We start from the raw sequence: 25,959 nt of genomic DNA on the forward strand, positions 1-25,959 counted from the left end.
GTTGATATTAAGGCACTTGTATTGCTATATTTAATAGGTGCGTAAACAATTTTAGAAAGGTGGATATCCACAAATGCGTAAAGGATTACTAACTATACTTATGCTTACGCTTTCTGTGCTACTTGCCGCTTGTGGCTCAAGTGGAGATGAGAACAGTGAAAGCAGTGAAGATAACAACTCCAGCCAGGAAGCCTCTGGAGAAAAATGGAGCGAGATCAAAGAAGAAGGAAAAATCGTAGTCGGTACAGCAGGAACATTATTTCCGGCCTCTTACTATCCGGAAGGTTCAGACGAACTGACAGGCTATGATATTGAAATTATGCGAGAGGTAGCCAAACGGCTGGATCTTGAGCTTTCATTTAAAGAATACGGAGTAGATGCGTTATTATCCTCCATTAATAGTGGTCGCGTTGATATGGTTATTAACGATTTCCAGCCGACAGAGGATCGTAAGGAAAAATTCGCATTCAGTGAACCTTATAAGTATTCTTATTCTACAATGGTCGTCCGTGAATCTGATCTTTCTGGAATTGAAACACTGGATGATTTGGAAGGTAAGCTGCACGGCGGCGGAGCTACCACGGTGTACTCTGATATTGCCAAGCATTTTGGTGCAGAAACTAAAAGTTACGGAAATGTGGCCAATGATGTGTACCTTCGTGATGTAGCGAATGGTCGTACAGATTTCATCATTAACGATTATTACTTGCAGACGCTGGCCTTAAAAGCTCTTCCAGAGATTGAAGTACAGCTGCATCCTGATCTTCAGTTCCACCCAACTACTTCAGCGATCGTGATGCCTAAGGACGCACAGACTCTGAAAGAGAAAGTTGATGCCACGCTTCAAGAGATGAGAGAAGACGGTACACTTACTGAAATTTCAAAAGAATTCTTCGGAGGGAAGGATGCTTCCAAGAAACCTGAAAAAGATGTCCGTGAGCTTGAAGGCATCGACTTGTAAGGGTTTATTATGTTAGGCATTCAAATTGATGAGGTTAAATTAGACCAGCTTTTTGATACGGAAGCCGCCTGGAACAATCTTCCCTTCATTTTAGAAGGTGTCCCGCTTACTCTGCTTATTTCAGTGATAGGTATGGCCATAGGGCTGGTTATTGGTTTTTTCCTCGCTCTTGCCAGGGGAGCGGATCGGATCTGGTTTAGATGGCCTGCCCGCTTATATATCTCATTTATGCGTGGGACGCCTATTCTCGTTTACTTATTTGTGTTGTATTATGGATTTCCGCTTATTGGTATTGAGTTTTCTGCCATTATGGCCGCTATTATAGGTTTTGGTACAAACAGTGCTGCTTATATTGCAGAAATCAACCGTTCTTCCTTAAATAGTGTTTCTTACGGTCAATGGGAATCCGCCAGGGCGCTAGGTTTCTCCTATTGGAAGACCATCCGGCGGATCATTATGCCTCAGGCGACCAGAATTGCTATTCCGCCCCTTGGTAACGTATTTTTGGATCTATTGAAAGCGACGTCGCTTGCAGCTATGATTTCTGTACCGGAAATCTTAAATAAAGCTCAAATTGCGGCAGGACGGACGATTGATTCGTTAACGATGTATATCACTGCGGCTTTAGTTTACTGGCCGCTGACGATGCTGTTTTCTGCTTTACAGGATTATTTGGAAAAACGATACAACAGACACTTATAGTTCCTACAAACCGCCGGAAGAAACATTTCTCTGGCGGTTTTATTATTGCAGAACCGTCCCAGTGCTTTTGGATCGTGTAATAGGAGAACCGGACTGAACTCGTCCTATCACGATTCATTACAAAGGTAAGTAAAAAAGAAAGTTTATACACTATTCACCTCCACTGATATAATTGGGCTTACTAATAGATAAGTGTTGCGTGAAAAGCTGTATTGTTTTATGATGAAAATTGCGGTTTAAATCGTAACCATTATGAATTAGGTGTTTGGAAAGGGTTTCGCCCTCTCATTTACTTACAGCACCGTCTCTTATATAATTTAAATCGTAATCATTAGTATTTTTTGAGAGGGATTAATATGAATAATCATCCTATTGTAGAAATGGATCAGGTCTCTTTTAAATACGAAAGAGAATGGGTCGTAAAAGATGTGAATTTGACTATTAGACAGGGACAGTTCCTGGGACTGGTAGGTCCTAATGGTTCAGGGAAATCAACGTTAATAAAGCTCATGCTGGGACTTGCGAAACCAGACCGGGGTTCTATTACTCTTTACGATCGACCAATTAAAAGCTTCAGTAACTGGCAGGAAATTGGTTTTGTTTCCCAAAAGGCCAATAGTTTTAATTCCGGTTTTCCAGCTACAGTACTGGAAGTTGTAAAAGCAGGTCTGGTTTCAAGAATTGGTACATTTAAATTTTTTAATAAAACCCATAAAGATAAAGCGTTGAAGGCTTTACGTACAGTTGAAATGGAAGATTATGCTCATTCCAATATTGGGGAATTGTCAGGAGGGCAGCAACAGCGGGTGTTTATAGCACGTGCTCTTGTCAGTGATCCTTCTCTCCTTATTTTAGACGAGCCAACGGTAGGGGTGGACGCTAAGCACGTCACGGAATTTTATGATCTGCTGGGCCGGTTAAATAAAGAACAGGGGATCACCCTGCTAATGGTAACGCACGATATCGGAACCATTACACAGCACGCCACCCATGTAGTATGTATGAATAAAACCGTTCATTTCCACGGAAATACAGAAGAGTACAAAGAATTCAATGATGAAGATCTTAATCGTCTGTATGGTCATTCTGTCCAGCAGCTAACTCACAACCACGACCATGACGAGGTGAATCCATCATGATTGAAAGTTTTTTTCAGTATGAATTTCTCCAGAATGCAGCCATCACCGGAGTACTGATCGGGATTGTAGCCCCTCTTCTCGGAGTATTCATTGTTGTAAGACGCCTTTCACTGATTGCCGATGCTTTATCTCATATTACGTTGACCGGGATCGCAGCAAGCCTTCTGCTCGAGAAGAAGGTAACAGGTATTAATGACTGGAATCCTGTCTATATGGGAATGGTCTTTTCGGTTGGCGGCGCTATTTTAATTGAAAGGCTCCGAAAACTTTATAAGCATTATGAAGAACTCGCTATTCCGATCATCCTCTCAGGCGGAATAGGGCTTGGGGTTATTCTTATATCACTCGCAGACGGATTTAATACCGATCTGTTCAGCTATCTATTTGGAAGTGTAACGGCTGTTGATCGAACAAGCATGTGGACCGTGCTCATTATTACCATCATGGTTATTGCTATTGTTATACTATTTTATAAAGAATTGTTTGTATTATCCTTTGATGAAGAGCAGGCCTCGATTTCCGGTGTGAACGGCCGTTGGATCCATCTTTTATTTATCGTTATGGTAGCGCTCGTTATAGCCGCTTCCATGCAGGTGGTAGGTATCTTGCTCGTTTCTGCCCTGATGACACTTCCAGTGGCCTCTGCATTACGTCTGGCGAGGAGCTTTAAGCAGACAATTGGATTATCGATTGCATTTGGTGAGACCTCCGTATTGATCGGTTTGTTTTCATCTTATCACTTGAGTGTGCCTCCAGGCGGAACAATTGTTATGGTTGCCGTAATTATTCTTGTGATGACGATTCTTTTCAAAAAGGTTAGAACCCAACAATGGATAAAGGGTGAAGTATAATGAATGTCGAGACTGCTTTACAGCGTTTGAAAGAAAAAGGTTATAAACGGACGAAGCAAAGAGAGCGGATTGTCGAGATATTTGTCCAGCAGGATCAGTATATTGCCGCAAAGGATATCTTAAAAACTATACAGGAAGATTTCCCTGGGGTCAGTTATGATACAATTTACCGGAATCTTTACCTGCTTACCGAAGAGGAAATTCTGGAGGCGACAGAGCTTGGTGGAGAGAAACACTTTCGGCTGGGGTGTGAGACCCATGGTCATCACCATCATTTTATATGTACGACATGCGGAAAAACGAAGTCTATTGAATTCTGTCCGATGAACAGCATTAATGAAAATTTAAAAGGCTATGACATTGAAAATCATAAGTTTGAAATCTACGGTAAATGTCCTCAATGCCATTAAGAGTCTGCGGTGCGAGGCATCGCAGACTTCCTTTTAAAAGATTTCAAAAAGTAATGGTTACTATTTACAAGGAGTAATCATTACGATATAATTTTGTTGGAATGGAAAGAGGAGGGGAAACGGTGAAAAAACTAGCTATTATATTATCTATAACGATCTTAACATTTGCCATGGCGGCATGCAGCGAAGATACTTCAAGTCAGGAAGATGATGCATCTGGAGAAAACAAAGAGTCTGCCTTGCAGATCCACACGACTGTATATCCTTTACAGTATTTTACGGAGCAAATAGCAGGAGACGCGGTTGAAGTGGAAACTATTCTTCCTCCAGGAACCGATCCGCATACCTACGAGCCAACCACTAAAGAAATGGTGAATATGGCTGAGGCGGATGCCTTTATATATAATGGAGCAGGCCTGGAAGGTTATGCTCAAAAAATCTCTGATTCTCTGAAACCTGAAGACGTTAAAGTATTAGAAGCGGCTAAAGGGATAGAGATAGAGGAGCAGGGACATGCCCACGAGGAAGACTCTACAGAGGCTGGACACAGCGATGAGCATGCGGATGAAGGCGAGGATCATGCTGACGAAGAAGATAGCACGTCTCATGAGGGTGAAGAGCAGAGTGATCATGAAGGAGAGGATCATGGAGAGAATGATCCTCATGTATGGCTGGATCCGATCCGTTCGATTCAGTTGGCTGAAAATATTAAAGAAATGCTTATAGAGCTAAAGCCCGAGCAAGAGGAGCAATTTAATCAAAATTTTGAAGAACTAAAACAGAAGCTTACGGACTTAGATCATCAATTTCATGAACAGTTAAAAAACAAACCAAAAAATGAAATCATTGTTTCTCACGCAGCCTATGGGTACTGGGAGCAGGCATACGGAATCGAACAAATTGCTGTTTCCGGTTTAAGCCCATCCAATGAGCCTTCCCAAAAGGAATTGGAGAATATTATTGAGACAGCTGAAGCTCATGATTTAAACCATGTTCTGTTTGAACAGAACATCACCCCTAAAGTTGCGGAGGTTGTTCAAAGTGAAATTGGAGCTGAACCTCTGCGCATTCATAATCTTTCAGTGCTTACAGAAGAGGATATTCAGAATGATGAAAATTATTTCAGTCTGATGAAGCAGAACCTGGAGAAATTAAATCAAGCTTTATCTGAATAAAAAAACTGCGGACTTAGGCGTCCGCAGTTTTTTGTGTCTGAGGATCTCTCGATAATACGGTGGCAGCAAACACAATAACTAAAAGAGCAACAATAATATAAAAGAAAGACAGCCCTGGCATAAAATCTAAGAAGGCGCCGGATAGAAATGGACCAAGGATACTTCCAATACTAAAGGCCATCCCGCATAGTATATTGCCTGCCGGCAGAAGCTCCCGTGGCAGCAAATCGGTCATGTATGAAATTCCTAACGAAAATAAAGAGCCGACAAACAGTCCGCCCATCGCAAACGTAGCGAATAAGCCTAGGGTAGATTCCTCAAATATCGCCGCCAGAATAAAGGCGGCGATCCCTCCTGAAACAACGGTCAGGATAACAATCTTACGCCCCACGCGATCACTAAGTGCTCCCAGGGGGATTTGGGATAACAAACTGGCTGCTGCGAAAGATGGAATAATAAACGACAGCACATTCACATCATGTCCGATCCTTAAACCATAGACAGGGAAAATACCGTGGAGAGTGGCCTCCAGAAATCCATAAGCCATCGGTGGAAGAAATGCGACCCAGCCGATTTTAATTGCCTTGAGGAACCGCTTGTAAGAACTGGTTCCGTAAGCGGTAGCCTGATCGTTTGGAGGAGTCTCATTATTAACTCTCCACATCATAAGCCAGACCATTAAACTGAGTACGGAAGATAAAAGAAACGGCAAGTAGATACTAAACTCAAGTAAATTGGTCATTAAGGGGCCAATGGTAAATCCTAAACTGAAAAATAGTCCGTAATAAGCGATGTTTTTGCCTCGTGAATGCGAGGCAGACGTAGCGGTAATCCAAGTCTGTGTTCCGAAATGAAGTACCTGATCACCGATCCCAATTGCAACTCTTAATATAAACCAGAACCACAAAGCCTGCCAGAATGGGAAAAGAGCCAGGGAGATGAATACAAGAGCTCCTCCAATCATAATCACGGGCTTGTAGCCAAGCTTCTGAAGCGGTTTTTCCATAAAGGGAGAGGATATGAGAATCCCGATGTACAGCCCAGTTGCATGCAGGCCATTGATCGAAGAGGAAACTCCGTTTTGTTCAAGAATAACAGCGAGCAGGGGAAGAAGCATGCCTTGTGAAAATCCGGATATCGTAACCAGTCCAATTAAAATCCAAAATCTTGTACGAGTGGAGACCAAAGAATTCCCTCCTCTCCAAATATATGATACCTTCATTATCGTAAAGGAATCTCAATAAATAGGGCAAGTCTTTTTACTTAGAAGGTTATGACAAGGGTTAAAACGGTTACTATATAAGTAATGGCTTGAAAAATTCGAAAGGAGTGGAGAACATGGATTTTTATTTAAAAGAGAACGGGGTACGTACATCATTTGATTATGGACAATTAAATATTTCAGGAGACGAAGCATTCGGTTTTCGGCCTTATCAATTAATGGTAGCTTCCATTGCCGGTTGCAGCATCGGAGTCTTCCGTAAAATACTAGACAAACAGCGGATTGAGTTTGAAGACATCAAAGTTACAGCAGATGTTACACGTAACTCGGAGATGGCGAATCGAATTGAAAAAATCCATCTCCATTATGCTGTGAAAGGCTATCGTCTTAACCAGGATAAATTGTTGAAAAATCTTGATATATCAAGAAATAATTGCTCGATGGTACAATCAGTTCAAAACAGTATTGAAGTAGAAGAAACACTTGAGTGCATCGAACTAAGCTAGTAATATTAAAGAGCCTTATCCTAATGAAGGGTAAGCGCTCTTTTTTTGTGGAAAGTTTTTTAAACCACCTTACACTCATAAAAAATAAATCCCAGTGTAATACATTATTTATAGAAAAAAGGGAGAGTAGCTTATGAAAAGCATGCTGTTAAAAGCAATATTCTATTTAGTTGGAATTGTTATAATTGCCTTTGGTATATCCTTAACGATTAAAGCTGATTTAGGAGCAGGAGCGTGGGATGCGCTAAACGTTGGTTTAACAGAGTCTTTTGGACTTACAGTCGGAAACTGGGTCATTATCATCGGCGCATTGTTAATTGTCAGTAACGCTCTCATCGCAAAAGAGCGCCCTGATGTACTGGCGGTCATTACTATATTAATTTTGGGGAAAGTTATCGATTTTTGGCTCTTAGGCGCATTGAATACGGTTGCGTTCTCTACGTTCTGGGAGCAATTAATTATCCTTCTCAGTGGTATTGTCGCTATTGCAATTGGAGTCGCTTTGTATTTGCAATCGAAGTTCTCTTTAAATCCGGTGGATGGGTTTATGGTGGCTCTGCAAAAACGATTCGGCTTTAGTCTGACACTCTCCAAGACGCTTACCGAAGTATTTGCATTGGTAGGAGCTCTGATACTCGGAGGGCCGATTGGCTTTGGAACGCTCGTTATTTTAATAGGAATCGGCCCGGCCATTCAGTTTTTCGATACAAAAGCTCAATGGGCTATGAATAAATTGCTTTCCTGAGGTTTCCAGCATAGGAGGACTCTATCTTCCGCAGACTAAGAAAAACGAAAGGCGGTCAGAAAGATGGAGGTAAGAAAAATCCTTTTAACTGCTGCAGTGGTTTGGCTGATGGGGGCTTGTTTATCAGGAATCGCAGTTGAAGCGAAGCAGGAAGACAGAAACGATACCCGCGTGCCCGGTCATGTGGTCAACATTTCTGAAAATAATACGTACACAAATAAGAATGGCGAAGATAGGAAATTGAAAAAAGAAAGCAGAACTCACGAGCTTCTCAAAGATACAAATGTGAAAATTACCAACCCGACACTAATCGAAATGTTCAATGAAACGTCGATCACTCCTTCCCCTTTTGCGATAGGATATAGAGGGGAAATCTTCCTTGGCCGCTGGCCGCTTGCTTATCACTCTAAAGAAACAACGGTGAACTGGAAATATCAAAAAATTAATGAGAATGAACTTAATAATGTAAGTGGCCCTCAGACTGAAAAATTAAGTTATGAGCAAATCGTAGAGAAGCAGGTTCAGGGTGGCCTGACTACTCAAACCAGCCATAGTGATCAATTGAGGGAAATGATTTTGCTTGAAGCGCAAAAAAACACAGAACTTCCGCTTGCTTATCAAACGGTGATCGGCAGGGGAACGACTCATAGTAAGGCTTACGACATAGCTGTTGATTATAAAGGTGTTCTGCAGGCATATGCTCCCGCTCTTAAGGAAACAGGAGAAGCAGCTTTTGGGGATGTTTACATTCAGCTAAAGGGAAGCGACAAAAAGGTTATTGTAAAAAACGTAACCAAGCAGGAAATCGGAGCCTGGATCCCCGTAGAGAATCACATAAGCTTTCGATTGATTGCAGAGTAGAAGACTTATTCTTCCGTTTCGGAGGAATAAGTCCTCATTTCAATGCGCTGCTCAGCCATAGCTACCTTATGTTTATGCATGGTTTCAGCGAGAATCCGCCGGGTTTCTTTTGCAGCTGTCCAGTAAACAAGGTCATAGACCAGTCCAGTCACTGTATATTCATAACCTCGATGGTGATCGTTCAATGAAGTCATACCATAGACTTGGAAAGGCTCAATCGGTTTGTCTGCTAAATCCTTTTTCACATAGACAGCTAATTCTTCATTCATCCGCACACAGGCTTCCTCTAAAACCTCAAACATGCGTTTTGGATCTTCTTTGAAGTTCGTTGTGATTTTTTCAATTACACGCATATGCTCAAAGTTATAATTCTCAATTGTTGTAATCTGTCCATTGCTTATGGTGAGCAGACGGCCGCTCCATTGCCGGATTTTTAAAAACCGGAGGCCGATTTCCTCTACCGTTCCATGAAAGGTATTATTCAAAGTAATAAAGTCACCTTTATGCAGTTGTTTCTCATAAAGGAGAAACAAACCGGCGAAGAAATCTTTAATCAGATTTTGCGCACCAAAACCAACAATAATACCGATGACGCCAGCCCCGGCCAGTAGTCTTCCAATAGGAATGAATTGATCGAGTACAATAAAGATAAATCCAATCACAGCAGCATAGCTTATGATGGAGTTGAACATGGATTCTAATGTCTGCTCTTTTCGCTCCTCGATAAAGGAGGTTCGTTTGAAGAATGATTGAATTATTTTTCGGATAATAATAACAGCTAAGAAAAGCAGGATGGCGCTGCTTATAATGACAACTGCCGGACTGGGATCTTCTGCCCATTTACTTAAATCTATATAATCTAACCCCATAGAATCTGACCTCCTCTTAGGCAAGTATTATAGCATGTTTATCTACCAGTATGTCCACGATGGACATAGAGCTATGCTTGCCTTAACTTTCATTTTCTTCGTTATGATCTCTTAAGCATAATCTTAAATAGTAAAAATCCCCACAAACAGAAGCGAGTATTTACCTCATTATCCAATGTAATAAAAGATCATCTATTTTGTAAAAACTGTCACTTCAGGTCATCCATAATATGGATGACCTGAGGTGACAGTTTCTTCTAATTGTTTATATGGTATTTTTAAGTTATTTTTAAGATCTTTATAAACGTCTTTTAAGTTTTTTGAGGGATAATATGATCAAGAAACGTAAGAGGAGGAACAAAAATGCTCCAGCCCATTGCTCAAGTTATAAATGTTAAGAAAAGTATAGGAAAAACACCCATTATTCACGGGATATCACTCGATATTTATCCAGGAGAAGTATTTGGTTTCCTTGGACCCAATGGAGCCGGTAAGACCACGATGATTCGAATGCTTGTAGGTCTCATGAAGATGTCTGAAGGAGAGATCTATATTCAAGGCCATCACATTCAGCGTGATTTTGAAAAGGCTATCGCCCACGTAGGCGGCATAATTGAAAACCCTGAAATGTATTCATATCTTACCGGACTTGAAAATTTGAAGCATTATGCTCGCCTTACCCCGAAGGACATACCGAAGAAGCGTCTAGAGGAAATCATTAAACTTGTAGGGCTTGAAAAGAGGATCCACGAGAAAGTAAAAGGATATTCTTTAGGGATGAGACAAAGGCTGGGGATTGCTCAGGCTCTTCTTCATTCGCCATCATTGCTGATCCTAGATGAGCCTACGAACGGTCTTGATCCTGCAGGTATACGGGAAATACGTCAGTATATCCGAAGGATCGCTCATGAAGAGAACCTGGCAGTTTTTGTTTCGAGCCACTTACTGTCCGAAATGCAACTTATGTGTGACCGAATTGGAATTATACAACACGGGCGGTTGATTCGTGTAGAAAAAATCCAGGATCTTGTAAGTAAAGATATAGATCTCACGGTTGAACTGAAGGCCTCTCCTATTGGGGAAGCTTTCCAACTATTAAATGACCGTTCATGGTATCCAAAGAAGAAGGGTTCCTGGATAGAATTGACTGTTTCAGAAGAAGAAGAGATTCCTGAAGTAGCTGAGTTACTGATATCAAACCAAATCAAGCTTTATCAAATCTATTCTAATGTACAAACCTTGGAAGATACATTCCTAGAATTAACCAGGGAGGAATCATAATGCATTTTCTAAAAATACTACAGAATGAGCACATTAAAATTTATAAAAAAACAGGAACCTGGATTATGGTTGGGATTCTTATCACTTTGCTCCTTGGTTTTGCGATGTTACAGAAGTATGTGCTGGATAATGGAGACCAGTCCAATTGGAGAAATCAAGCAGAAGCGAGAATTGCACAGATGGAAGAAGGTATGGAAAATGGTCCTGATATTGAAGCAGGTCGAGAAGCCATGGGGAAAGAAATTGCCATTCAGCAATATCGTTTAGACAATGATCTCCCGCCTGTTTCTGCCGACTCTTTGTGGGGATTTATGATAGACGCAACTAATTTCACAGCAATTGCCACTCTATTCACGATTGTTATCGGAGCAGGGATTGTAGCCAGTGAATTTTCTACAGGAACAATTAAGCTGCTTTTGATCCGTCCTGTGCGTCGAGGAAAAATCTTGCTGGCTAAGTTTATTACAACGATGATGTTTGCTCTTTTCATGCTTGTTTTATTATTTGGGTTTTCTTATATAATTGGTCTTGCATTTTTCGGTAACGCAGCATCAGATCTTCCCTATTTGACTTATACCGGTGGTCAGGTTGTGGAGCAGCATATGGTGGGGCACATTATCAGTTTGATTGGTTTTCGAAGTATAGAAATTATTATGATGGCTACGGTGGCCTTTATGATTTCTACCATTTTTAGAAGTAGTTCATTAGCGATTGGGTTTTCCATATTTCTTATGTTTACAGGTCCTCAGATTGTCCAGCTGCTCAGCCAGTATGACTGGGTGAGATTTGTACTTTTCGCTAATACAAATCTCATGCAGTATGTCGATGGAACACCGGTTGTAGAAGGGATGACGATGACCTTCTCCATTGCTGTGCTCCTCATCTATTTCTTTGTTTTTTTCATATCCTCCTGGGTGATTTTCAAACAAAGAGACGTTGCCGTATAATGGCTAACTAAAGTTGTAGAAGGGATGGGGGGATTAAGGTGGAAAATGAACGAATTCTTGTGGTCGAAGATGAGTTTGAAATTGCGGACTTAGTTAGAGACTATTTAATGATGGAAGGATACGAAGTGATACATGCAAAGGATGGTCAGGAAGGGTGGGACTTATTTCAGCATGAAAATCCTACCCTTACTGTACTGGATCTAATGCTTCCAAAAGTTGATGGAATGGAATTATGCAGGTTGATCCGCTCCCGATCGATGATCCCGATTATTATGATGACAGCTAAAAAAAGTGAATCCGACAAAATTATCGGACTGGGCATTGGTGCTGATGATTATATTACGAAACCTTTCAGTCCAAGTGAGTTAGTAGCACGGATTAAAGCACAACTCAGGCGCTATAGACACTTTTCACACGATGGCTCACTCCAACAGGATATTTTAACGTTTGGGGATTTAACCATCGACGCTAGTGAGTACAAGGTTCGAATAAACGACCACCCGATTGAGTTATCAGCAAGGGAATTTCAGATCCTGCATCTGCTGGCTAGTCATGAAGGACAAGTCTTCACGAAGGAGCAGCTTTTTGATAAGATTTGGGGCTATGACCATATGGGTGATTTCAATACTTTAATGGTGTATATGCGCAAACTTCGGGAAAAAATTGAAAAAGAACCTTCTAATCCTGTCTATCTTAGGACTGTGTGGGGAGTAGGTTATAAATTCGAGGGAGGAGTTGAATCATCATGGGACGATTGAAAGTGCGTTTGATCTTAGCGTTTCTTTCCCTTATTCTCCTCCCTATTGGGGTGACAGGTTCTCTTCTTCAACTCCAATCTTCAGAATTAGAAGAAAAAGAACGTTCTTACCGAGATTCGATGAATGAATTAGAATCCACACTTAAAAGACAATTAACCCACACTTCTGTTTCCGATGTTGAACTCAACGCGCTTGTGAATCAATACGCAGCAGAAATTAACATTAAGGATGCTGAAGGAGAAACCGTGTTCACCTCATACAAGGACCACGAAACTGCGCCTCATAATGAAGCTATCGTAGATAGTTCCACTCTTTTTCATGTTCAGGCTGAGGACGGCCGCATCTTATTTGTCAAATTATCCAGTCAACTGCCATTTACCGATACAATTTTAAGAAGTATCCTCATTAGTGTTGGAGGCGGATTAATCGCACTCATCTTGCTTATAATCGGCTGGACCTGGTATATCTCGCGTACAATTCTTAGTCCTTTGAAAGAAATTTATGCAGCAACGGAGGAAGTTAAAGAAGGTAATTTAGATTATCCCATTCAGTATCGAAAAAAGGATGAGATAGGCAAGTTTATCCGTGGCTTTAATACGATGAGAATACACCTAAAACAATCACAGGAAAAAGAGGAACAATTTAAAGAAGACCGCAAACAACTAATTGCCAATATCTCACATGATCTTCGTACTCCACTCTCTTCAATTAAAGGGTATGTAGAGGGACTGCAGGACGGAGTAGCTCAAACGGATGAAATGCAGAAAAAGTATTTTCGGGTGATCAGGCAAAAAACCGATCAGCTGGACCATCTAATAGAAGACCTCTTTCAATTTTCTAAATTAGATCTTCGACAGCTGCCTTTGGATCAGCAGTTTGTGGACAGCCGTGTTTTCTTTCAATCTTTATTAGACGATGTAGTAGAAGACGGTAAAAGCAAAAATGTGTGTATCGATGTCCCTCGGCAGATTCCCTCCGTAACCTTATCGCTTGACCCTGTTAGAATAACTCAAGTAATGAATAATCTAACAGAAAATGCTGTTCGATATGGAGCTGATTCGATTGTAGTGGCCATTTCAATCGACCATGATGAATCTAATTTAACTATATCCGTTAAAGATAATGGGGAAGGGATGGAAAAAGAGGAGCTTACTAAGATTTTTTCACGTTTTTACAGAGCGGAAAAGTCACGATCAAGAGAATCGGGAGGAACGGGGCTAGGGCTCGCCATTGTAAAATCCATAATAGAACAACATGGAGGGGCCCTACGGGCTGATAGTGAACTTAAAAATGGAAGCACGATCACTTTCACCATTCCATTTTTAAAAAAAGAATTAGTATAAGAAATTCATTCTTTTCAGTTTAGGTAGTGAGAAGGCAGGTTATAAGCTGTAAGATTAGAGCGTTTATCTTCCAGTAAGTTCATGATAGACATCAAGCTATGCTTGTACTATGATAAGCATGGCTGAAAAAGTACAAAAAGGAGTTCGTTAATATGACCCAGCAAGAGAAAATCGATGATTTAAAAACACGATTATCTGAATTCATGATTCGAATAGAAGAATTGGAGCCTGAGGACACTTCTGTAGAAGATATTGATCATTTAATTTCTATGCTTGAAGAATTAGAGAATAAAATGAACAAATAATAAAAAAGGAGGGGAATGAACTGGATCTTCTGATTTTTTATATTTCCCCTGTGCTCGGCTTTTTGTTTATGCTGACCCTTATTATGGCTCTTTTCCGTAAATGGTCAGGACGTTCCATTCAACATTCGCAAAGGAAGATTCTTATGGGCTCAAGCATAGCTATAGCGGCTATTATTATTTATGTGAATTTTTTCTAGGTTGACTCTCGAATAAGAGGGTTGATTTTTTTAATATTGTACTTTATCATGGTAAATCGCTAATAAATAAAAGATAGAAGTAGAGAGGAGAATGGATTATGGCCTGGGCAGTCATTGTATCTGTCCTCGTAATGACGATTTTAAGTCTATTACGAATTAATGTCATCATCGCAATTATTGCCGCCGGACTAACCGCTGGTTTAATGAATGGGGAGTCACTTACGAGGTCCCTGGAATTGCTAGTGAACGGAATGGGCGGCCAGGCAAATGTTGCTTTAAGTTATATATTGCTTGGCGCTTTTGCTGTCGCTATAAGTTATTCTGGAATTACGGCCTTATTGGTCAATTATTTACTTCGTGCATTAAAGAGCAGACGTACGATGATTGTGTTCGTTATTGCTTTCGTTGCGAGTTTATCACAAAACGCCATCCCGGTTCATATTGCTTTTATACCTATATTAATACCACCGTTGTTAAAGTTGTTCGATGAAATGAAACTGGATCGTCGTGCTGTTGCTGCAGCGCTAACGTTTGGCTTGAAAGCTCCTTACGTTATGATTCCAGCAGGCTTCGGTTTGCTTTTCCATGAGACCATCCAGGAGGCTATGAACACGAATGGAATAAGTCTAGGCATTGGTTCCATTGCTCAGTCGCTTATTATTCCAGGGTCAGGAATGATCGTTGGTTTGTTTATAGCTGTATTAATTACGTATCGAAAGAAGCGAGAAGCCCCTGTGCTTAATGAAGCCGAAGATGCTATAGAAGAACCTGTTTTAAGTCAGAGTTTCGAGCTTAAGCATTTGTGGACGCTTCTGGCTATCCTGGTTACTTTAATTATTCAGGCGTTATGGCAGAACCTGGTCTTTGCTGCTCTAGCTGGAATTATCGTTATGTTCATTTTTCGTGTCGTTCCTTTCACTAAAGGCGACAAAGTGGTTAACGACGGAATCGGCATGATGGGATTTATTGCCTTTGTTATGCTTGTAGCGTCAGGCTATGCTAATGTATTAACCCAAACCGAATCGGTTAGTGCGTTAGTAGAAATCAGCTCTGACTATATTGGAAATAATCAAGCCTTTATTGCTTTTATCTTATTGCTTGTAGGACTGATTGTCACCATGGGAATTGGATCTTCCTTTGCGACGGTTCCAATTTTAGCAGCTCTCTTCGTTCCTATATGCGTCAGCGCCGGTTTTTCACCGATGGCTACAGCAGCTCTGATTGGAACGGCAGGCGCACTGGGCGATGCAGGCTCGCCAGCGTCAGACAGTACGCTTGGACCTACTTCCGGTTTGAATGCGGACGGCAGACATAACCACATTTGGGATACATGTGTACCTACTTTTCTCCATTATAATATCCCGTTATTTATCTTCGGATGGGCTGCTGCACTAATTCTTTAAAAAAAGACGAGTGGGTAATATTCCCACCTGTCTTTCTTTATATTTAGCTGCTGACTCACGCATACTAAGCAAAAAGTGAGTGGTAGTCATGTGGAAATATATGCTGTCTTTACTTGTAGCCTTTACGTTTCTTCTTCAGCCGTTATCGATACAGGCAGAAGGCTGGGGGTACAAAAAAAGCGATAATGGAGAAGCACCGGATGTAGGCCGTTATGGGCCTATGCTGGAAAAAGAGGATGGATTCTATGTCGATCCTTCTGGAGCTCCTGTTATTTACTTAACCTTTGACAATGGATACGAGCAGGGATATACAGGGAAAGTATTAGATATTTTAAAGGAAAAAGAAGTGCCTGCTACTTTTTTTGTGACCGGGCATTACATTCAAAGTGCTCCTGATTTGTTAAAACGCATGGCTAATGAAGGCCATTTAATCGGTAACCATTCTTGGAGCCACCCTGATTTCACGAAAGTTTCTAAGGAACAAATGAAACAGGAACTGGACAAAGTGAATCAGGAAGTGAAAAAACTAACAGATCAGGAGACCATGACATTTGTCCGTCCACCTCGGGGCACGTTTAATGAACAAACTTTAAAGTGGGCCAAAGAATTCGGATATACCCATGCGTTCTGGTCTCTTGCTTTTAAGGACTGGGAAACAAATAACCAAAAAGGTTGGGAGTATGCTTATCATAGTGTCCTCGACCAAATCCATCCTGGGGCTGTCATTCTTTTGCATACAGTCTCGCAGGATAATGCGGAAGCTCTGGAGCAATTAATTGATGAACTCAGAAAACGCGGCTACCATTTCGGCAGCCTTAACGATTTAATGGTAAAAAAACTGCTTCCTTTTCCAATTTGGAGCCTGTAACAAACAGCCTCTACACGCACCGCGTGTAGAGGTTTTATTTATATCTTTTTGACGATATTAAAGATAAGTTCCCTTTTCTGTAAGACTCAGTTTCGAGATAATTTGGGTCCATTATTCTATGGGGAGGAGGGCTGGTTGGAATATAACTCGCTTTCCTGCGGGGGAACTGGCAAGCCTCCGCGGTCGTTTCACTCCTTGTGGGGTCTCGCCTAGATCCTTCTCCCGCGGGAGTCTCCTCATTTCCCCACCAACCCAACTTTAATTGTGTGAACGGACCCTTCTAGAAGAGAAAAACCCTCCTGATTAGTCTGGATTAAATGGTTTTATGGCAGGTTATTGCGGGTCTTTACATCCTGAGAATAAGGAGAAAACCACATGGTCTCATTCCTCATTACGCAGGTGATGTTTGAAGGGTTTCGAGCTTCTGATTTGGCAAGGTCCGGAGGGGGATGATGAAGACTCCTGTGGCAACGTCGAACGACCCTGCGTCGTGCAGGGCCGGAAAGCGAAATCGTCCCCCGCAGGACCTTCACGTCAAACCAATATCTCGAAACTGAGTCTTCAAGTATCCGGCCTGTTAGTGGAATATTCTACTTCCGGAAAATACAGCAATAACGGTTAACGGAGTCTTTTATTAAAGGATCTGTTTGATATCCACGTTATTTCTTTTTAATTATAGTCCCCATTGTGTGAGACTTTATTTAGAAATGACTTTAGCATGTAATATTAAATTTAGATTAGGCATTAATGGAGTAGGGAAAAGGTAAGGGAACACATTATAATGGATCACTTGGAGCGAAGGAGGTTACAGGGGTGTGGGAAGAAATACTTACAGCAAATAGTTATTATGATTTCGATTATACATTGCAGCGATGGTCATATGACCCTTTAACGAAGTTGGATCAAGATGAGCGGTGGGTAGATGTTCCTGTGAAGCTAAACAACGGTTCTCATGTAGTCCGAGTCCAGGCCCATGGCACCACTGTTCGTCCATCTTTTAGTATTTCCAGTGAAGATGAAGAGGCCAAAGAAGCTTTGATTCAGCATGTGCAATACTTATTTCAATGGGATCGTAATCTTGAGGACGTCCAGAGTCATTTTCTTAACACCAACCTTGCAGATTTGTTCTCATCTTATCCAGGCACACCTATCGTCAAGGATTTTCATTTGTACGATTGCTTAGTTAAAGTCATTATACATCAGCAGTTAAATATGAAATTTGCTCATACGTTAAGTACTCGGTTTGTCGAACGGCTGGGATACCAAAAGGACGGCGTCTGGTTTTATCCTGAACCTGAAACCGTTGCTGATGTCCCTTATGAAGAGTTGAGAAAGCTTCAGTTCAGCCAGAGGAAGGCTGAATACGTGATCGATGCCTCCCGTAAAATAGTTGAAGGTGAGTTGGATCTGGAGTGGTTAGCCCGTCAGGCAGACGAAGAGGTTATGAAGCATCTTGTAAAAATTAGAGGTATTGGTCCCTGGACAGCTGAAAATTGGCTGATGTTCGGAGTCGGAAGGGAAAATCTGCTGCCTAAAGCAGATATCGGTATACAAAATGCGCTAAAATCCTATTTTAATTTGGAAGATAAGCCTTCCAAAGAACAGATGGAATCGTTCAGTGAAAGCTGGCCTCCTTATCAAAGCTACGCTTCACTGACTTTATGGAGAAGTATTGAATAATAAACAAAGTAGAATAAAGTCATAATATCCATTTTAATTAAATAAAATGTAAAGATAATAAAAACTTAAATTTTAAGAATAATTGTTTGAAAATATTCAAAATTTTCCTTTGATGCGTTATAATAATACACGTATTGGAAAATCTTGAACGGTAAAGGAAAAGAGGTCTTAATATTGGTGATAAGAGAAAGGTATTCTGACCAAGTCCATAGTAATGAAATTTTGGATGTCCTTAGTATGAATGGCACACCTGGCTGTTTACTGGATTTGCGTCTTCAGAAGGTTATACTAAATCCTGAGATGCAAAGGACACTTGAGCTGGAAGATGTTGAGTTATCATTCACCGAATGGCTTCAATCCTTCCCTTCATCCAGTCAAAATACTTTACAACGTGTTTTACACCAGTTATTAACAGAAGGACTACGTGACATCTCCCTGCAGGTGAACAACGGGAACACCTTTCGACCATGGGATTGTAAAATGGTTCATCTTACTAACGGTCAGATTGCGTTTTCTTTAAGGGAGAAAGTGAGAAACGAGAGACTTCATCCGGAAGATTCTGTACAAGTGACCAAGGAAGAGGAAAAATTGTCCGCTGGTAAATCCTTTAAAGGCACATTAGCTGAAAAACCGAAAAAACAGAGCATTCGTTATTCAACTTCTAAGAATTCGCAGTTGAAACATCGAATGACCCATCTGGTAGACAAGTTTCCTCACGGGTTAGCCATTATCAGCCATAACTGGGAGATCACTTACGCGAATCAAAAGATGGAACAAATCACTGGCATTTCTTTTGAACAAAATTGTAATCGTAAGTTATGGGATGTTTATCCTATCAATGAATATTATAATTTTTTTCAGCATTATTTAAGGGCCATGGAAACTCAGGAGACGTGTGAATTCGAAGGTTTCATTCAAAAGACTAATACGGTCGTACTGATGACGGTTCACCCTACGGAACTTGGAATAACGATATTTGCCCAGGACATCACTCAATATAAAAAGCAGCTTCAAGCTTTAAAGGATTCAGAGGAACGTTTTGCATTGCTTGCTAACAATATTAAAGATGTCTTTTGGATTTGTGATCCTCAGTTTAAAGAAATCCATTATATCAGTCCTTCTTTCCAAAATTTATTTGGAATTTCCCGCCGCGAAGCCTTTACGAACCCAACCATTATTCTACGTGTGATTAATGAGGCAGATCATCCAAAAGTCGTAGAGTCTATGAAGCTGATGCGAACCACAAAGCATCAAGTAGAATATCGGGTGAAAAGTAGTAATGGAGAAGAGAGATGGATACGGACAAGAGGTTTTCCAGTAGAAAATAATGGAACCGATTACGTGATAGGAATTCATGAGGACGTAACTGAGTTTAAAGAAATGGAGCAGTTGAAAGAAAAATCCCAGCAGCTTTCTACTATTACTCAAATGTCGGCTGGAATTGCCCATGAGATTAAAAATCCTTTGACGGCCATAAAAGGATTCCTGCAAATTGGAGCGGCTAATCCAGAATTAAGGGATAATTATCAAGATATTATTCTGGATGAAGTGAACCGGATTGAAGCGATTGTACAGGATTTCATGATGTTGTCCAAACCAAAATCATCTATCCAATTAGAACAAGTAGCTCCAGAGCATATTGTTTCTTACGTCATTCGTTTACTGGAACAGGAAGCGAAGGATAAAGGCGTGAAGCTTGTATTTCAACACAAAGGCTTAGAAGGTGAAATCGATACAGAACCGAAGCGTCTGAACCAGATCCTCATCAATTTAATTAAAAATGCAATTGATGTGATGGACGGCGGGGAAGTGGTGATTGACGCGGAAATGTCGAGTCATGAACTAACGATTTCCGTTAGTGATGAGGGTCCTGGATTGACTTCTCAAGAACTAGCCAAAATCGGTGAGCCTTTCTTCACTACCAAAGAAAAAGGAACAGGACTAGGAGTAATGGTTACGAGAAAAATCGTTTCTGATCTTAATGGCACGATGTCATATGAAAGTAAAAAGGGAGAAGGAACAACGGTAACTGTTCGATTGCCAAAATAGAATAGTCATGAAAACAATTGATCTCTTTTAAACCACTGCATATTTATGCGGTGGTTTATTTTGTGGCTTTCTTTTTCCTTCTTCTTTTATATCGGACTGAAACTCTTAATTGTAAAATAGAAATTTAGGGAATTTGACTTAGATATAAAGAGTGAAAGGTAGGATTGAAAAAGTAAAAATTGTGAATTTTTCAGCTTCAATCGCTTACATAAAATAAAATACTTTTTTACAATCATAGCTGTTTACAAACGCATAAAAGGGCTCTATAATCCCGATTGTACTATTCATTCGTTCGACAATATTTTTCATTATTTGAATAAAGGAGGCTTACTGATGCTTAAAAAAATATGGTCCTTTCTAATGATGAATATAGGTGCTTTATGCGTAGCGGTTAATGTTCACTTTTTCCTTTCCCCAAACGATCTAGCGACAGGGGGAGTCAGTGGTTTATCAATCGTATTGAATAAAGTTATCCCTGATCTATCATTAGGAATGATAATGATCTGCTTAAATATCGTTCTGTTTATTGTTGGTTTTATATTCTTAGGTTTTCAATTTGGAGCGAAAACCATCTATGCTAGTTTTGCTCTATCTTTCATGGTCTGGGGACTGGAAACCTATGTTCCAATGCAGGAAGCATTAAGCAATGACTTACTGATTCAATTAATTATTGGTCAAATTATTGCCGCATCTGGAATGGCCATTGTTTTTCATCAAGGAGCCTCTACAGGCGGAACAGATATCATTGCTATGATTCTAAATAAATACTTTTCTATTGAAGTAGGTAAAGGCGTGCTTTTCTCTGACATAGCAATTGCCGCATCTTCCATCTTTATATTTGGTCCAACAGTCGGTATGTATGCTTTCTTCGGAGTTATTCTGAATGGTCTAGTAATAGACTATACGCTGCAACAATTTGATAACAATAAAGAAATTGTCATTATCAGCCGGGAAAGTGATCTTGTGCGTAATTTCATCGTTCAGCAGCTGGGGCGCGGGGCAACGATTCACCACGCAAAGGGTGCATTTAATCAGGAAGATAAGGAAGTCATTACGACAATCTTAAACCGAAAAGATTACACTCGCTTGAAAAAATTTATGTCCTCTGTGGATGAGCGAGCATTTATTACGGTTCATTCCATGAACGAAATACTAGGAGAAAATTTCAAACGTCTCGCTTAATTGAATAAGAACATGAAAAAGCCTTCAGAAATTATTTTATTCTGAAGGCTTTTTTATAAGGTTTTTTAATACGTGTGAAGCCTAATAATGCAGAGGCATTTATAAAGCTAACAGCGATAATTGAGGCTATGGAGTAATTATAGCTGCCTATTAGATAAGAAAAGCAGAAAAATAACAAAATAATCATCATGGAAAGACTGATAAGTAAGAGCGGGAATGGGCTTATCATGTTTCCGGTTTTTCTTTCCATTATAAGGTTTCACTCCTCACGAACGAACTTGTTATCGTTAATCATACATGAAGGGATTATTTTCTGTCAATTTACTTAGCTCAATAGATTTGCCCTGGGTAAAATTTAATTGATTGAATAATTAAGAATATTTGATATAATTAGTTTGCTGTAAAAAATGAACAGACGCTCATTATGGTAGAGGAGGAATATGAAGTGGATCGTGAAGAATTAATTGCCCCTGAAAGATATAACGTAGTTTCAGAGATGGAGAAGTTCGCGGAAGATCCTGATCGAAAGGCTTTATTGTGGCTGAGTGAAGCCGGTGGCCGAAAAGAAGTTACATATGAACAGCTGCTGCATCAGGCAAACAAGATGGGAAATGCTTTTCTGGACCATGGTTTGCAAAAGGGAGATAAAATCCTTGTCATGATTCCTCGATTGATTGAAGCGTATCAAGTATATATCGCTGCTTTAAAAGCTGGATTAGTTATTATTCCAAGTTCAGAAATGCTGCGTGCGAAAGACCTTCAGTACCGGATTACTCATGGGGACGTACGAGCGGTTGTCAGTTACCATCCCTTTACAGAACACTTGGATGAAGTGAAAGAAAGTGAACAACTCCTTAAATTTTCTGTAGGAGGTTCGAAAGAAGGCTGGTTTGATTTTGACGGATTATTAGAGGATTACAGTTCTACTCTTGAAGCAGCTGACACAGCTAGCGACGATATGGCCTTTTTATCGTACACTTCTGGAACGACAGGCAATCCAAAAGGAGTGGTTCATACCCATGGATGGGGATACGCTCATTTGAAGACTGCAGCTTATAAGTGGCTTGCTATTCAAGATGGTGATACAGTATGGGCGACAGCTGGGCCAGGCTGGCAAAAATGGGTGTGGAGCCCGTTTTTATCCGTGCTGGGCACGGGTGCAAGAGGTCTCGTGTATCAAGGGAAATTTAATCCGAAAACCTATTTAAGCCTTATGGATGAGCACAATGTTAACGTTTTATGCTGTACACCAACTGAATACCGCCTGATGGCTAAAGTAGATAATCTTGATGATTATAAGCTTGCTGGACTGCACAGCGCTGTTTCTGCAGGTGAACCACTAAACAGGGAAGTTATTGATACTTTTAAGAATCATTTCAATGTAACGGTTAGGGATGGTTATGGTCAGACAGAGAATACTCTTTTAGTAGGAATTTTGAAAGATATGGAGGTCCGTCCTGGTTCCATGGGACGTCCTACACCAGGGAATCAAGTTGAAATTATTGATGAACTTGCTGAACCTGTGGAAACGGGAGAAGTTGGAGATATCGCTGTGCATCTGGATACTCCTGCCTTGTTCAAAGAGTATTATAAGGATCCGGAACGCACAAAAATGTCTCATCGTGGACATTATTATGTGACAGGGGACCAGGCGAGAAAAGATGAAGATGGGTATTTCTGGTTTGAAGGTCGCAGTGATGATATTATTATCAGTTCCGGTTACACCATTGGACCTTTTGAAGTAGAAGATGCTCTCGTGAAGCATAAAGCTGTGCAGGAGTGTGCTGTAGTTTCAAGCCCTGATGAGGTTCGTGGTAATGTTGTTAAAGCTTTTATTGTACTTCAGAACAACTATGAGCCAACAGACAATCTAGTAAAAGAATTACAGGACCATGTTAAGAACACCACGGCACCTTATAAATATCCGAGAAAAATCGAGTTCACCGAAGAACTTCCTAAAACGACGTCCGGAAAAATCCGTCGCGTAGAGCTTCGTAAAAAAGAAAATGCTTCCAGATAGGTTGCCTAATAAGAAGCTTATCTGAGACTGTAACTGAAAGACAAGACCTGTTGCTGAGAAAACTCATCAATGGGTCTTTTTTAGGGAGTGGATAGGAGAATGAGTCAATGATTAGAGAAGCTGTCATAGATGATGCCAATAACCTGGCAGAACTTATGAAAACATTAGGTTATCCAGCCACAGAAAACGAGATGAGGCGGCGCTTAGAAGTGATTTTGCCTCATGAGGATTTCAAAACCTTTGTATATGACTCAACTGAAGGGGTCATTGGCATGATTGGGATGAATTTCAGTTATGCCTATCATACCGATAGCCCTCATGTTCGAGTCATTGCTTTTGTAGTAGATAGAAAACATCAAGGAGAAGGTGTAGGAAGATTACTCATGAGAGAGGCAGAGCACTGGTCAAAGGTTAAAGGTGCCAAAACGATTCAGTTAAACAGTGGTAACCGTAAAGAACGTGAAGTAACCCATAAGATCTACGAGGGATTTGGTTTTGTCGGAAAAGCTACTGGTTTCTATAAAAAGCTATGAATTTCTAATCAAAATCCGCTTTAAGAATTTACCTTAAAGCGGATTTTATTATTTATGACCGGTTCCATAATTCCATTAACGGTCCATTTTCTCCTAAGAGGGGATCTGCTGCAGGAGCCGGCGCATCAGGAATTTTAGAAAGAGCTTCCTCGTATTCCTTTTTATCACCTGTTTTTAAGTCAAATGATTCACCATATGGGTAGGCAGCAAGAACTTGGAAATCAACAGTGGCCCCTTCATTTTTATGAGCCACGCCGGCTGGAAGAATAATTAAATCTCCTTTTTTAACCTCCAGGGTTTGTCCGTGCGGTCCGCCTAGCTTCAAGCGGGCTGATCCTTCTATCACACCTAGAATTTCGTGCGTTCGGCTATGGTAATGGTGGTAATCAAATATTCCGCCCACCCATGTGTTGGACCACCGGTTTTTCTTGAATAATCTTTCAGCTTCCCTTGTTGGCATATCCATTGCCTGACGATATACTAACGCTGGAAAATAGGGGTGGTTTGGATAATAGCCATCCTCTTTCAGCAAAATGTGATCTATACTTGTGTTCATGAGTCTCTCCTTTCATTATCTCTTCCAGTGAAACATAACCATACATAAAAGAAGATAAACATTTTTTGAATATAAATGAAACTATTACCAACTTATGATCGTATGATAATACAGAGTCGCAATTTATGCTAGATAATTAAATATTGTATTTAACATAATGTAAATAGTTTAAAAATGTGCTTGTTGAATTGGAAAGATATTACTAATATTGTTAGAATAATAAACGAGGTGAGCAAATGGCAAAGAAAATAATCATGATAATGGGGATTCTATTTACGATAATTTTATCTCTAGTTTACATAGATCAAAGGTATTTCTTTAATCCGGTAAAATTCAGCCAGGATGCAGTTACACCTCATGATTGGCATGAATATGAACGTCCAATGACTCTGACTTATTATAATTTAGAGGATGGTAGACAGACTGTTACGATTAATACAGAACAGGAGATTAAAACCTTATTAAGAACGTTAAAACAATCTCCACCTGAAGAGGATGCGGAACTGTCAGAAGATGTCGAAGGCGCCTTAAAACTTTCAAGTAATCATCATACTTTATTAGAGATTTACTTTTACGCGGATCATTGGAAGATTCTGAAGGAGAAAGGTGCCATTTACGAAATTACGCAGCCACTTGAGAAGTTATTTAATAAGTACTAGCCAGCCAGTTTTCACAGGCTGGCTAGTTTTTGTTAAGAAAATAATGATTCCTTCCGGAAGATCTCGTTTTGTTTAACCACTCAGATATTCGGGACGTAAGCCTCTCATCAATGAATGGAAAAACGCAATTCTTTTTGAGGGTCGGCTGACGCTGGTCATATCTTTCAGGGCAGTTCCAATAAAGAACACTTTCCTGTGTCGTGCAGGGTTGAAGCTGAGTCTTAAAGAATCGGGAACTTGACTGAGAATCAAGAAGAAAATGTGAAAGAAATCGTCTAATGAAAACTCCATAAAATGTTTATGATAGTCAAAAAAATAAAAAGAATGTAATATACTTGAAGAGGTTAAAATGAATAAGACAACAACGAGGAGTGCATAAAATGAGCAGGATATTTACTCATATCTTTAACATACTGGTTGGGATTCTGATTCTCATTGAGGGAGGTGTCTACATCTTTGTAAACAATAAAGATGGGGACCTTCATTTTCGCAGTATCATCATGTCCGTGTTGTTACTTTTAGCGTGGGGAATGTCTTATCGGAAGCAATTAACGAGTGAAAATCCAAGTGCGTGGCTGATTGTCACCATTATTATTACGATCCCAATGATACTCCCGTGGCTTTTCTTTATTTAATTGGCTCTGTTATAGTTTATTGATGATTTTTCATAAGGCGTATTACGCAATAGGGCCGGGTAGTTGAAGACTCCGTTTCGAGATATTGTCTGGAGAAAGGGG

Annotated in this window: 26 protein-coding genes; 23 read left to right on the plus strand and 3 right to left on the minus strand. The window is 40.3% G+C overall.

The genetic code is table 11. From position 1 onward, the window contains the following. Positions 1–73 precede the first annotated feature (73 nt). The 6 genes from ACTWP7_RS01170 (at position 74) to ACTWP7_RS01195 (ending at position 5,238) form a co-directional block, all read left to right on the plus strand. Positions 74–961: a transporter substrate-binding domain-containing protein gene (locus ACTWP7_RS01170; protein ID WP_443121685.1), complete on the plus strand. Its 888-nt coding sequence runs from the start codon at positions 74–76 to the stop codon at positions 959–961. A 9-nt stretch (positions 962–970) separates the two neighbouring features. After that, a complete protein-coding gene (locus tag ACTWP7_RS01175) occupies positions 971–1,663 on the plus strand; it encodes an amino acid ABC transporter permease (RefSeq protein ID WP_014642117.1) in 693 nt (230 codons plus the stop codon). 356 nt (positions 1,664–2,019) lie between these two features. Continuing rightward, positions 2,020–2,802, plus strand: coding sequence for a metal ABC transporter ATP-binding protein (locus ACTWP7_RS01180; RefSeq protein ID WP_443121686.1), 783 nt, complete (start codon positions 2,020–2,022; stop codon positions 2,800–2,802). Next, the gene (locus tag ACTWP7_RS01185; protein ID WP_443121687.1) at positions 2,799–3,653 is read left to right on the plus strand and encodes a metal ABC transporter permease; all 855 of its coding nucleotides are present in this window, start codon (positions 2,799–2,801) and stop codon (positions 3,651–3,653) included. Before ACTWP7_RS01180 ends, ACTWP7_RS01185 begins: the two co-directional genes overlap by 4 nt. Beyond that, on the plus strand, positions 3,653–4,063 hold the full coding sequence (locus tag ACTWP7_RS01190; RefSeq protein WP_014642120.1) for a Fur family transcriptional regulator: 411 nt from the start codon (positions 3,653–3,655) through the stop codon (positions 4,061–4,063). Before ACTWP7_RS01185 ends, ACTWP7_RS01190 begins: the two co-directional genes overlap by 1 nt. Before the next feature lie 122 nt (positions 4,064–4,185). Further along, positions 4,186–5,238 (plus strand): metal ABC transporter solute-binding protein, Zn/Mn family, encoded by a 1,053-nt coding sequence (locus ACTWP7_RS01195; protein WP_443121688.1) that lies wholly within the window; start codon positions 4,186–4,188, stop codon positions 5,236–5,238. Positions 5,239–5,251: 13 nt separating this feature from the next. Here ACTWP7_RS01195 and ACTWP7_RS01200 read toward each other — a convergent pair whose 3' ends face one another. Beyond that, positions 5,252–6,424, minus strand: a complete 1,173-nt coding sequence (locus ACTWP7_RS01200; RefSeq protein WP_443121689.1) for an MFS transporter — start codon at positions 6,422–6,424, stop codon at positions 5,252–5,254. Between the two features lie 152 nt (positions 6,425–6,576). Here ACTWP7_RS01200 and ACTWP7_RS01205 point away from each other — a divergent pair, with 152 nt between their 5' ends. The 3 genes from ACTWP7_RS01205 (at position 6,577) to ACTWP7_RS01215 (ending at position 8,572) form a co-directional block, all read left to right on the plus strand. Next, a complete protein-coding gene (locus ACTWP7_RS01205; protein ID WP_014642123.1) occupies positions 6,577–6,966 on the plus strand; it encodes an OsmC family protein in 390 nt (129 codons plus the stop codon). Between the two features lie 133 nt (positions 6,967–7,099). Continuing rightward, positions 7,100–7,711, plus strand: coding sequence for a YczE/YyaS/YitT family protein (locus ACTWP7_RS01210; RefSeq protein WP_443121690.1), 612 nt, complete (start codon positions 7,100–7,102; stop codon positions 7,709–7,711). A 63-nt stretch (positions 7,712–7,774) separates the two neighbouring features. After that, positions 7,775–8,572: a YfkD family protein gene (locus ACTWP7_RS01215; protein ID WP_443121691.1), complete on the plus strand. Its 798-nt coding sequence runs from the start codon at positions 7,775–7,777 to the stop codon at positions 8,570–8,572. A gap of 5 nt (positions 8,573–8,577) precedes the next feature. Here the strand turns inward: ACTWP7_RS01215 and ACTWP7_RS01220 are convergent, their stop codons facing one another. Beyond that, the gene (locus ACTWP7_RS01220; RefSeq protein ID WP_443121692.1) at positions 8,578–9,441 is read right to left on the minus strand and encodes a mechanosensitive ion channel family protein; all 864 of its coding nucleotides are present in this window, start codon (positions 9,439–9,441) and stop codon (positions 8,578–8,580) included. A 363-nt stretch (positions 9,442–9,804) separates the two neighbouring features. Between ACTWP7_RS01220 and ACTWP7_RS01225 the strand changes: the two genes are divergently transcribed. The 12 genes from ACTWP7_RS01225 (at position 9,805) to ACTWP7_RS01280 (ending at position 24,007) form a co-directional block, all read left to right on the plus strand. Then, positions 9,805–10,722 (plus strand): ABC transporter ATP-binding protein, encoded by a 918-nt coding sequence (locus tag ACTWP7_RS01225; protein ID WP_443121693.1) that lies wholly within the window; start codon positions 9,805–9,807, stop codon positions 10,720–10,722. Continuing rightward, positions 10,722–11,669 carry an ABC transporter permease gene (locus tag ACTWP7_RS01230; protein ID WP_443121694.1) on the plus strand — a complete coding sequence of 316 codons (948 nt, stop codon included), beginning with the start codon at positions 10,722–10,724 and terminating at the stop codon, positions 11,667–11,669. The genes ACTWP7_RS01225 and ACTWP7_RS01230 overlap by 1 nt, the downstream gene beginning before the upstream one ends. 38 nt (positions 11,670–11,707) lie before the next feature. Next, a complete protein-coding gene (locus tag ACTWP7_RS01235) occupies positions 11,708–12,427 on the plus strand; it encodes a response regulator transcription factor (RefSeq protein WP_443121695.1) in 720 nt (239 codons plus the stop codon). Further along, positions 12,415–13,770, plus strand: coding sequence for an ATP-binding protein (locus ACTWP7_RS01240; RefSeq protein WP_443121696.1), 1,356 nt, complete (start codon positions 12,415–12,417; stop codon positions 13,768–13,770). The genes ACTWP7_RS01235 and ACTWP7_RS01240 overlap by 13 nt, the downstream gene beginning before the upstream one ends. Positions 13,771–13,922: 152 nt before the next feature. Further along, a complete protein-coding gene (locus tag ACTWP7_RS01245) occupies positions 13,923–14,075 on the plus strand; it encodes an SE1561 family protein (protein WP_443121697.1) in 153 nt (50 codons plus the stop codon). 295 nt (positions 14,076–14,370) lie between these two features. After that, positions 14,371–15,675 (plus strand): Na+/H+ antiporter family protein, encoded by a 1,305-nt coding sequence (locus tag ACTWP7_RS01250; protein WP_443121698.1) that lies wholly within the window; start codon positions 14,371–14,373, stop codon positions 15,673–15,675. 88 nt (positions 15,676–15,763) lie between these two features. Continuing rightward, positions 15,764–16,543 carry a delta-lactam-biosynthetic de-N-acetylase gene (gene pdaA / locus ACTWP7_RS01255; protein WP_443121699.1) on the plus strand — a complete coding sequence of 260 codons (780 nt, stop codon included), beginning with the start codon at positions 15,764–15,766 and terminating at the stop codon, positions 16,541–16,543. Between the two features lie 813 nt (positions 16,544–17,356). Continuing rightward, positions 17,357–18,223 carry a DNA-3-methyladenine glycosylase family protein gene (locus tag ACTWP7_RS01260; RefSeq protein ID WP_443121700.1) on the plus strand — a complete coding sequence of 289 codons (867 nt, stop codon included), beginning with the start codon at positions 17,357–17,359 and terminating at the stop codon, positions 18,221–18,223. A gap of 177 nt (positions 18,224–18,400) precedes the next feature. After that, entirely contained in the window at positions 18,401–20,272 is a 1,872-nt protein-coding gene (locus tag ACTWP7_RS01265; protein ID WP_443121868.1) for an ATP-binding protein, read from the plus strand. Between the two features lie 333 nt (positions 20,273–20,605). Next, on the plus strand, positions 20,606–21,454 hold the full coding sequence (locus ACTWP7_RS01270) for a YitT family protein (RefSeq protein ID WP_443121701.1): 849 nt from the start codon (positions 20,606–20,608) through the stop codon (positions 21,452–21,454). Positions 21,455–21,899: 445 nt separating this feature from the next. Then, positions 21,900–23,474, plus strand: a complete 1,575-nt coding sequence (mbcS, locus tag ACTWP7_RS01275) for an acyl-CoA synthetase MbcS (RefSeq protein ID WP_443121702.1) — start codon at positions 21,900–21,902, stop codon at positions 23,472–23,474. Positions 23,475–23,581: 107 nt separating this feature from the next. Beyond that, positions 23,582–24,007 (plus strand): GNAT family N-acetyltransferase, encoded by a 426-nt coding sequence (locus ACTWP7_RS01280; RefSeq protein WP_443121703.1) that lies wholly within the window; start codon positions 23,582–23,584, stop codon positions 24,005–24,007. 52 nt (positions 24,008–24,059) lie between these two features. On the opposite strand, the gene ACTWP7_RS01285 is transcribed toward ACTWP7_RS01280, so the two are convergent. Next, positions 24,060–24,563 (minus strand): cupin domain-containing protein, encoded by a 504-nt coding sequence (locus ACTWP7_RS01285; RefSeq protein ID WP_443121704.1) that lies wholly within the window; start codon positions 24,561–24,563, stop codon positions 24,060–24,062. A gap of 236 nt (positions 24,564–24,799) precedes the next feature. Here ACTWP7_RS01285 and ACTWP7_RS01290 point away from each other — a divergent pair, with 236 nt between their 5' ends. Continuing rightward, the gene (locus tag ACTWP7_RS01290; protein WP_443121705.1) at positions 24,800–25,222 is read left to right on the plus strand and encodes a hypothetical protein; all 423 of its coding nucleotides are present in this window, start codon (positions 24,800–24,802) and stop codon (positions 25,220–25,222) included. A gap of 380 nt (positions 25,223–25,602) precedes the next feature. Next, positions 25,603–25,857 (plus strand): hypothetical protein, encoded by a 255-nt coding sequence (locus ACTWP7_RS01295; protein WP_014642143.1) that lies wholly within the window; start codon positions 25,603–25,605, stop codon positions 25,855–25,857. The last annotated feature ends 102 nt before the right edge of the window (positions 25,858–25,959 follow it).

It is taken from the genome of Halobacillus sp. B29, from assembly GCF_052246755.1.
Classification (GTDB): Bacteria; Bacillota; Bacilli; order Bacillales; family Halobacillaceae; genus Halobacillus; species Halobacillus halophilus.

What these genes read in the sequence shown, in the direction of transcription:
- ACTWP7_RS01215 (WP_443121691.1), top strand. Translation starts at nt 7,775, where the DNA reads ATGGAGGTAAGAAAAATCCTTTTAACTGCTGCAGTGGTTTGGCTGATG.
- ACTWP7_RS01185 (WP_443121687.1), top strand. Translation starts at nt 2,799, where the DNA reads ATGATTGAAAGTTTTTTTCAGTATGAATTTCTCCAGAATGCAGCCATC.
- ACTWP7_RS01175 (WP_014642117.1), top strand. Translation starts at nt 971, where the DNA reads ATGTTAGGCATTCAAATTGATGAGGTTAAATTAGACCAGCTTTTTGAT.
- ACTWP7_RS01245 (WP_443121697.1), top strand. Translation starts at nt 13,923, where the DNA reads ATGACCCAGCAAGAGAAAATCGATGATTTAAAAACACGATTATCTGAA.
- ACTWP7_RS01225 (WP_443121693.1), top strand. Translation starts at nt 9,805, where the DNA reads ATGCTCCAGCCCATTGCTCAAGTTATAAATGTTAAGAAAAGTATAGGA.
- ACTWP7_RS01295 (WP_014642143.1), top strand. Translation starts at nt 25,603, where the DNA reads ATGAGCAGGATATTTACTCATATCTTTAACATACTGGTTGGGATTCTG.
- ACTWP7_RS01220 (WP_443121692.1), bottom strand. Translation starts at nt 9,441, where the DNA reads ATGGGGTTAGATTATATAGATTTAAGTAAATGGGCAGAAGATCCCAGT.
- ACTWP7_RS01210 (WP_443121690.1), top strand. Translation starts at nt 7,100, where the DNA reads ATGAAAAGCATGCTGTTAAAAGCAATATTCTATTTAGTTGGAATTGTT.
- ACTWP7_RS01280 (WP_443121703.1), top strand. Translation starts at nt 23,582, where the DNA reads ATGATTAGAGAAGCTGTCATAGATGATGCCAATAACCTGGCAGAACTT.
- ACTWP7_RS01290 (WP_443121705.1), top strand. Translation starts at nt 24,800, where the DNA reads ATGGCAAAGAAAATAATCATGATAATGGGGATTCTATTTACGATAATT.
- ACTWP7_RS01205 (WP_014642123.1), top strand. Translation starts at nt 6,577, where the DNA reads ATGGATTTTTATTTAAAAGAGAACGGGGTACGTACATCATTTGATTAT.
- ACTWP7_RS01170 (WP_443121685.1), top strand. Translation starts at nt 74, where the DNA reads ATGCGTAAAGGATTACTAACTATACTTATGCTTACGCTTTCTGTGCTA.
- ACTWP7_RS01240 (WP_443121696.1), top strand. Translation starts at nt 12,415, where the DNA reads ATGGGACGATTGAAAGTGCGTTTGATCTTAGCGTTTCTTTCCCTTATT.
- pdaA (WP_443121699.1), top strand. Translation starts at nt 15,764, where the DNA reads ATGTGGAAATATATGCTGTCTTTACTTGTAGCCTTTACGTTTCTTCTT.
- ACTWP7_RS01250 (WP_443121698.1), top strand. Translation starts at nt 14,371, where the DNA reads ATGGCCTGGGCAGTCATTGTATCTGTCCTCGTAATGACGATTTTAAGT.
- ACTWP7_RS01285 (WP_443121704.1), bottom strand. Translation starts at nt 24,563, where the DNA reads ATGAACACAAGTATAGATCACATTTTGCTGAAAGAGGATGGCTATTAT.
- ACTWP7_RS01180 (WP_443121686.1), top strand. Translation starts at nt 2,020, where the DNA reads ATGAATAATCATCCTATTGTAGAAATGGATCAGGTCTCTTTTAAATAC.
- ACTWP7_RS01270 (WP_443121701.1), top strand. Translation starts at nt 20,606, where the DNA reads ATGCTTAAAAAAATATGGTCCTTTCTAATGATGAATATAGGTGCTTTA.
- ACTWP7_RS01230 (WP_443121694.1), top strand. Translation starts at nt 10,722, where the DNA reads ATGCATTTTCTAAAAATACTACAGAATGAGCACATTAAAATTTATAAA.
- ACTWP7_RS01190 (WP_014642120.1), top strand. Translation starts at nt 3,653, where the DNA reads ATGAATGTCGAGACTGCTTTACAGCGTTTGAAAGAAAAAGGTTATAAA.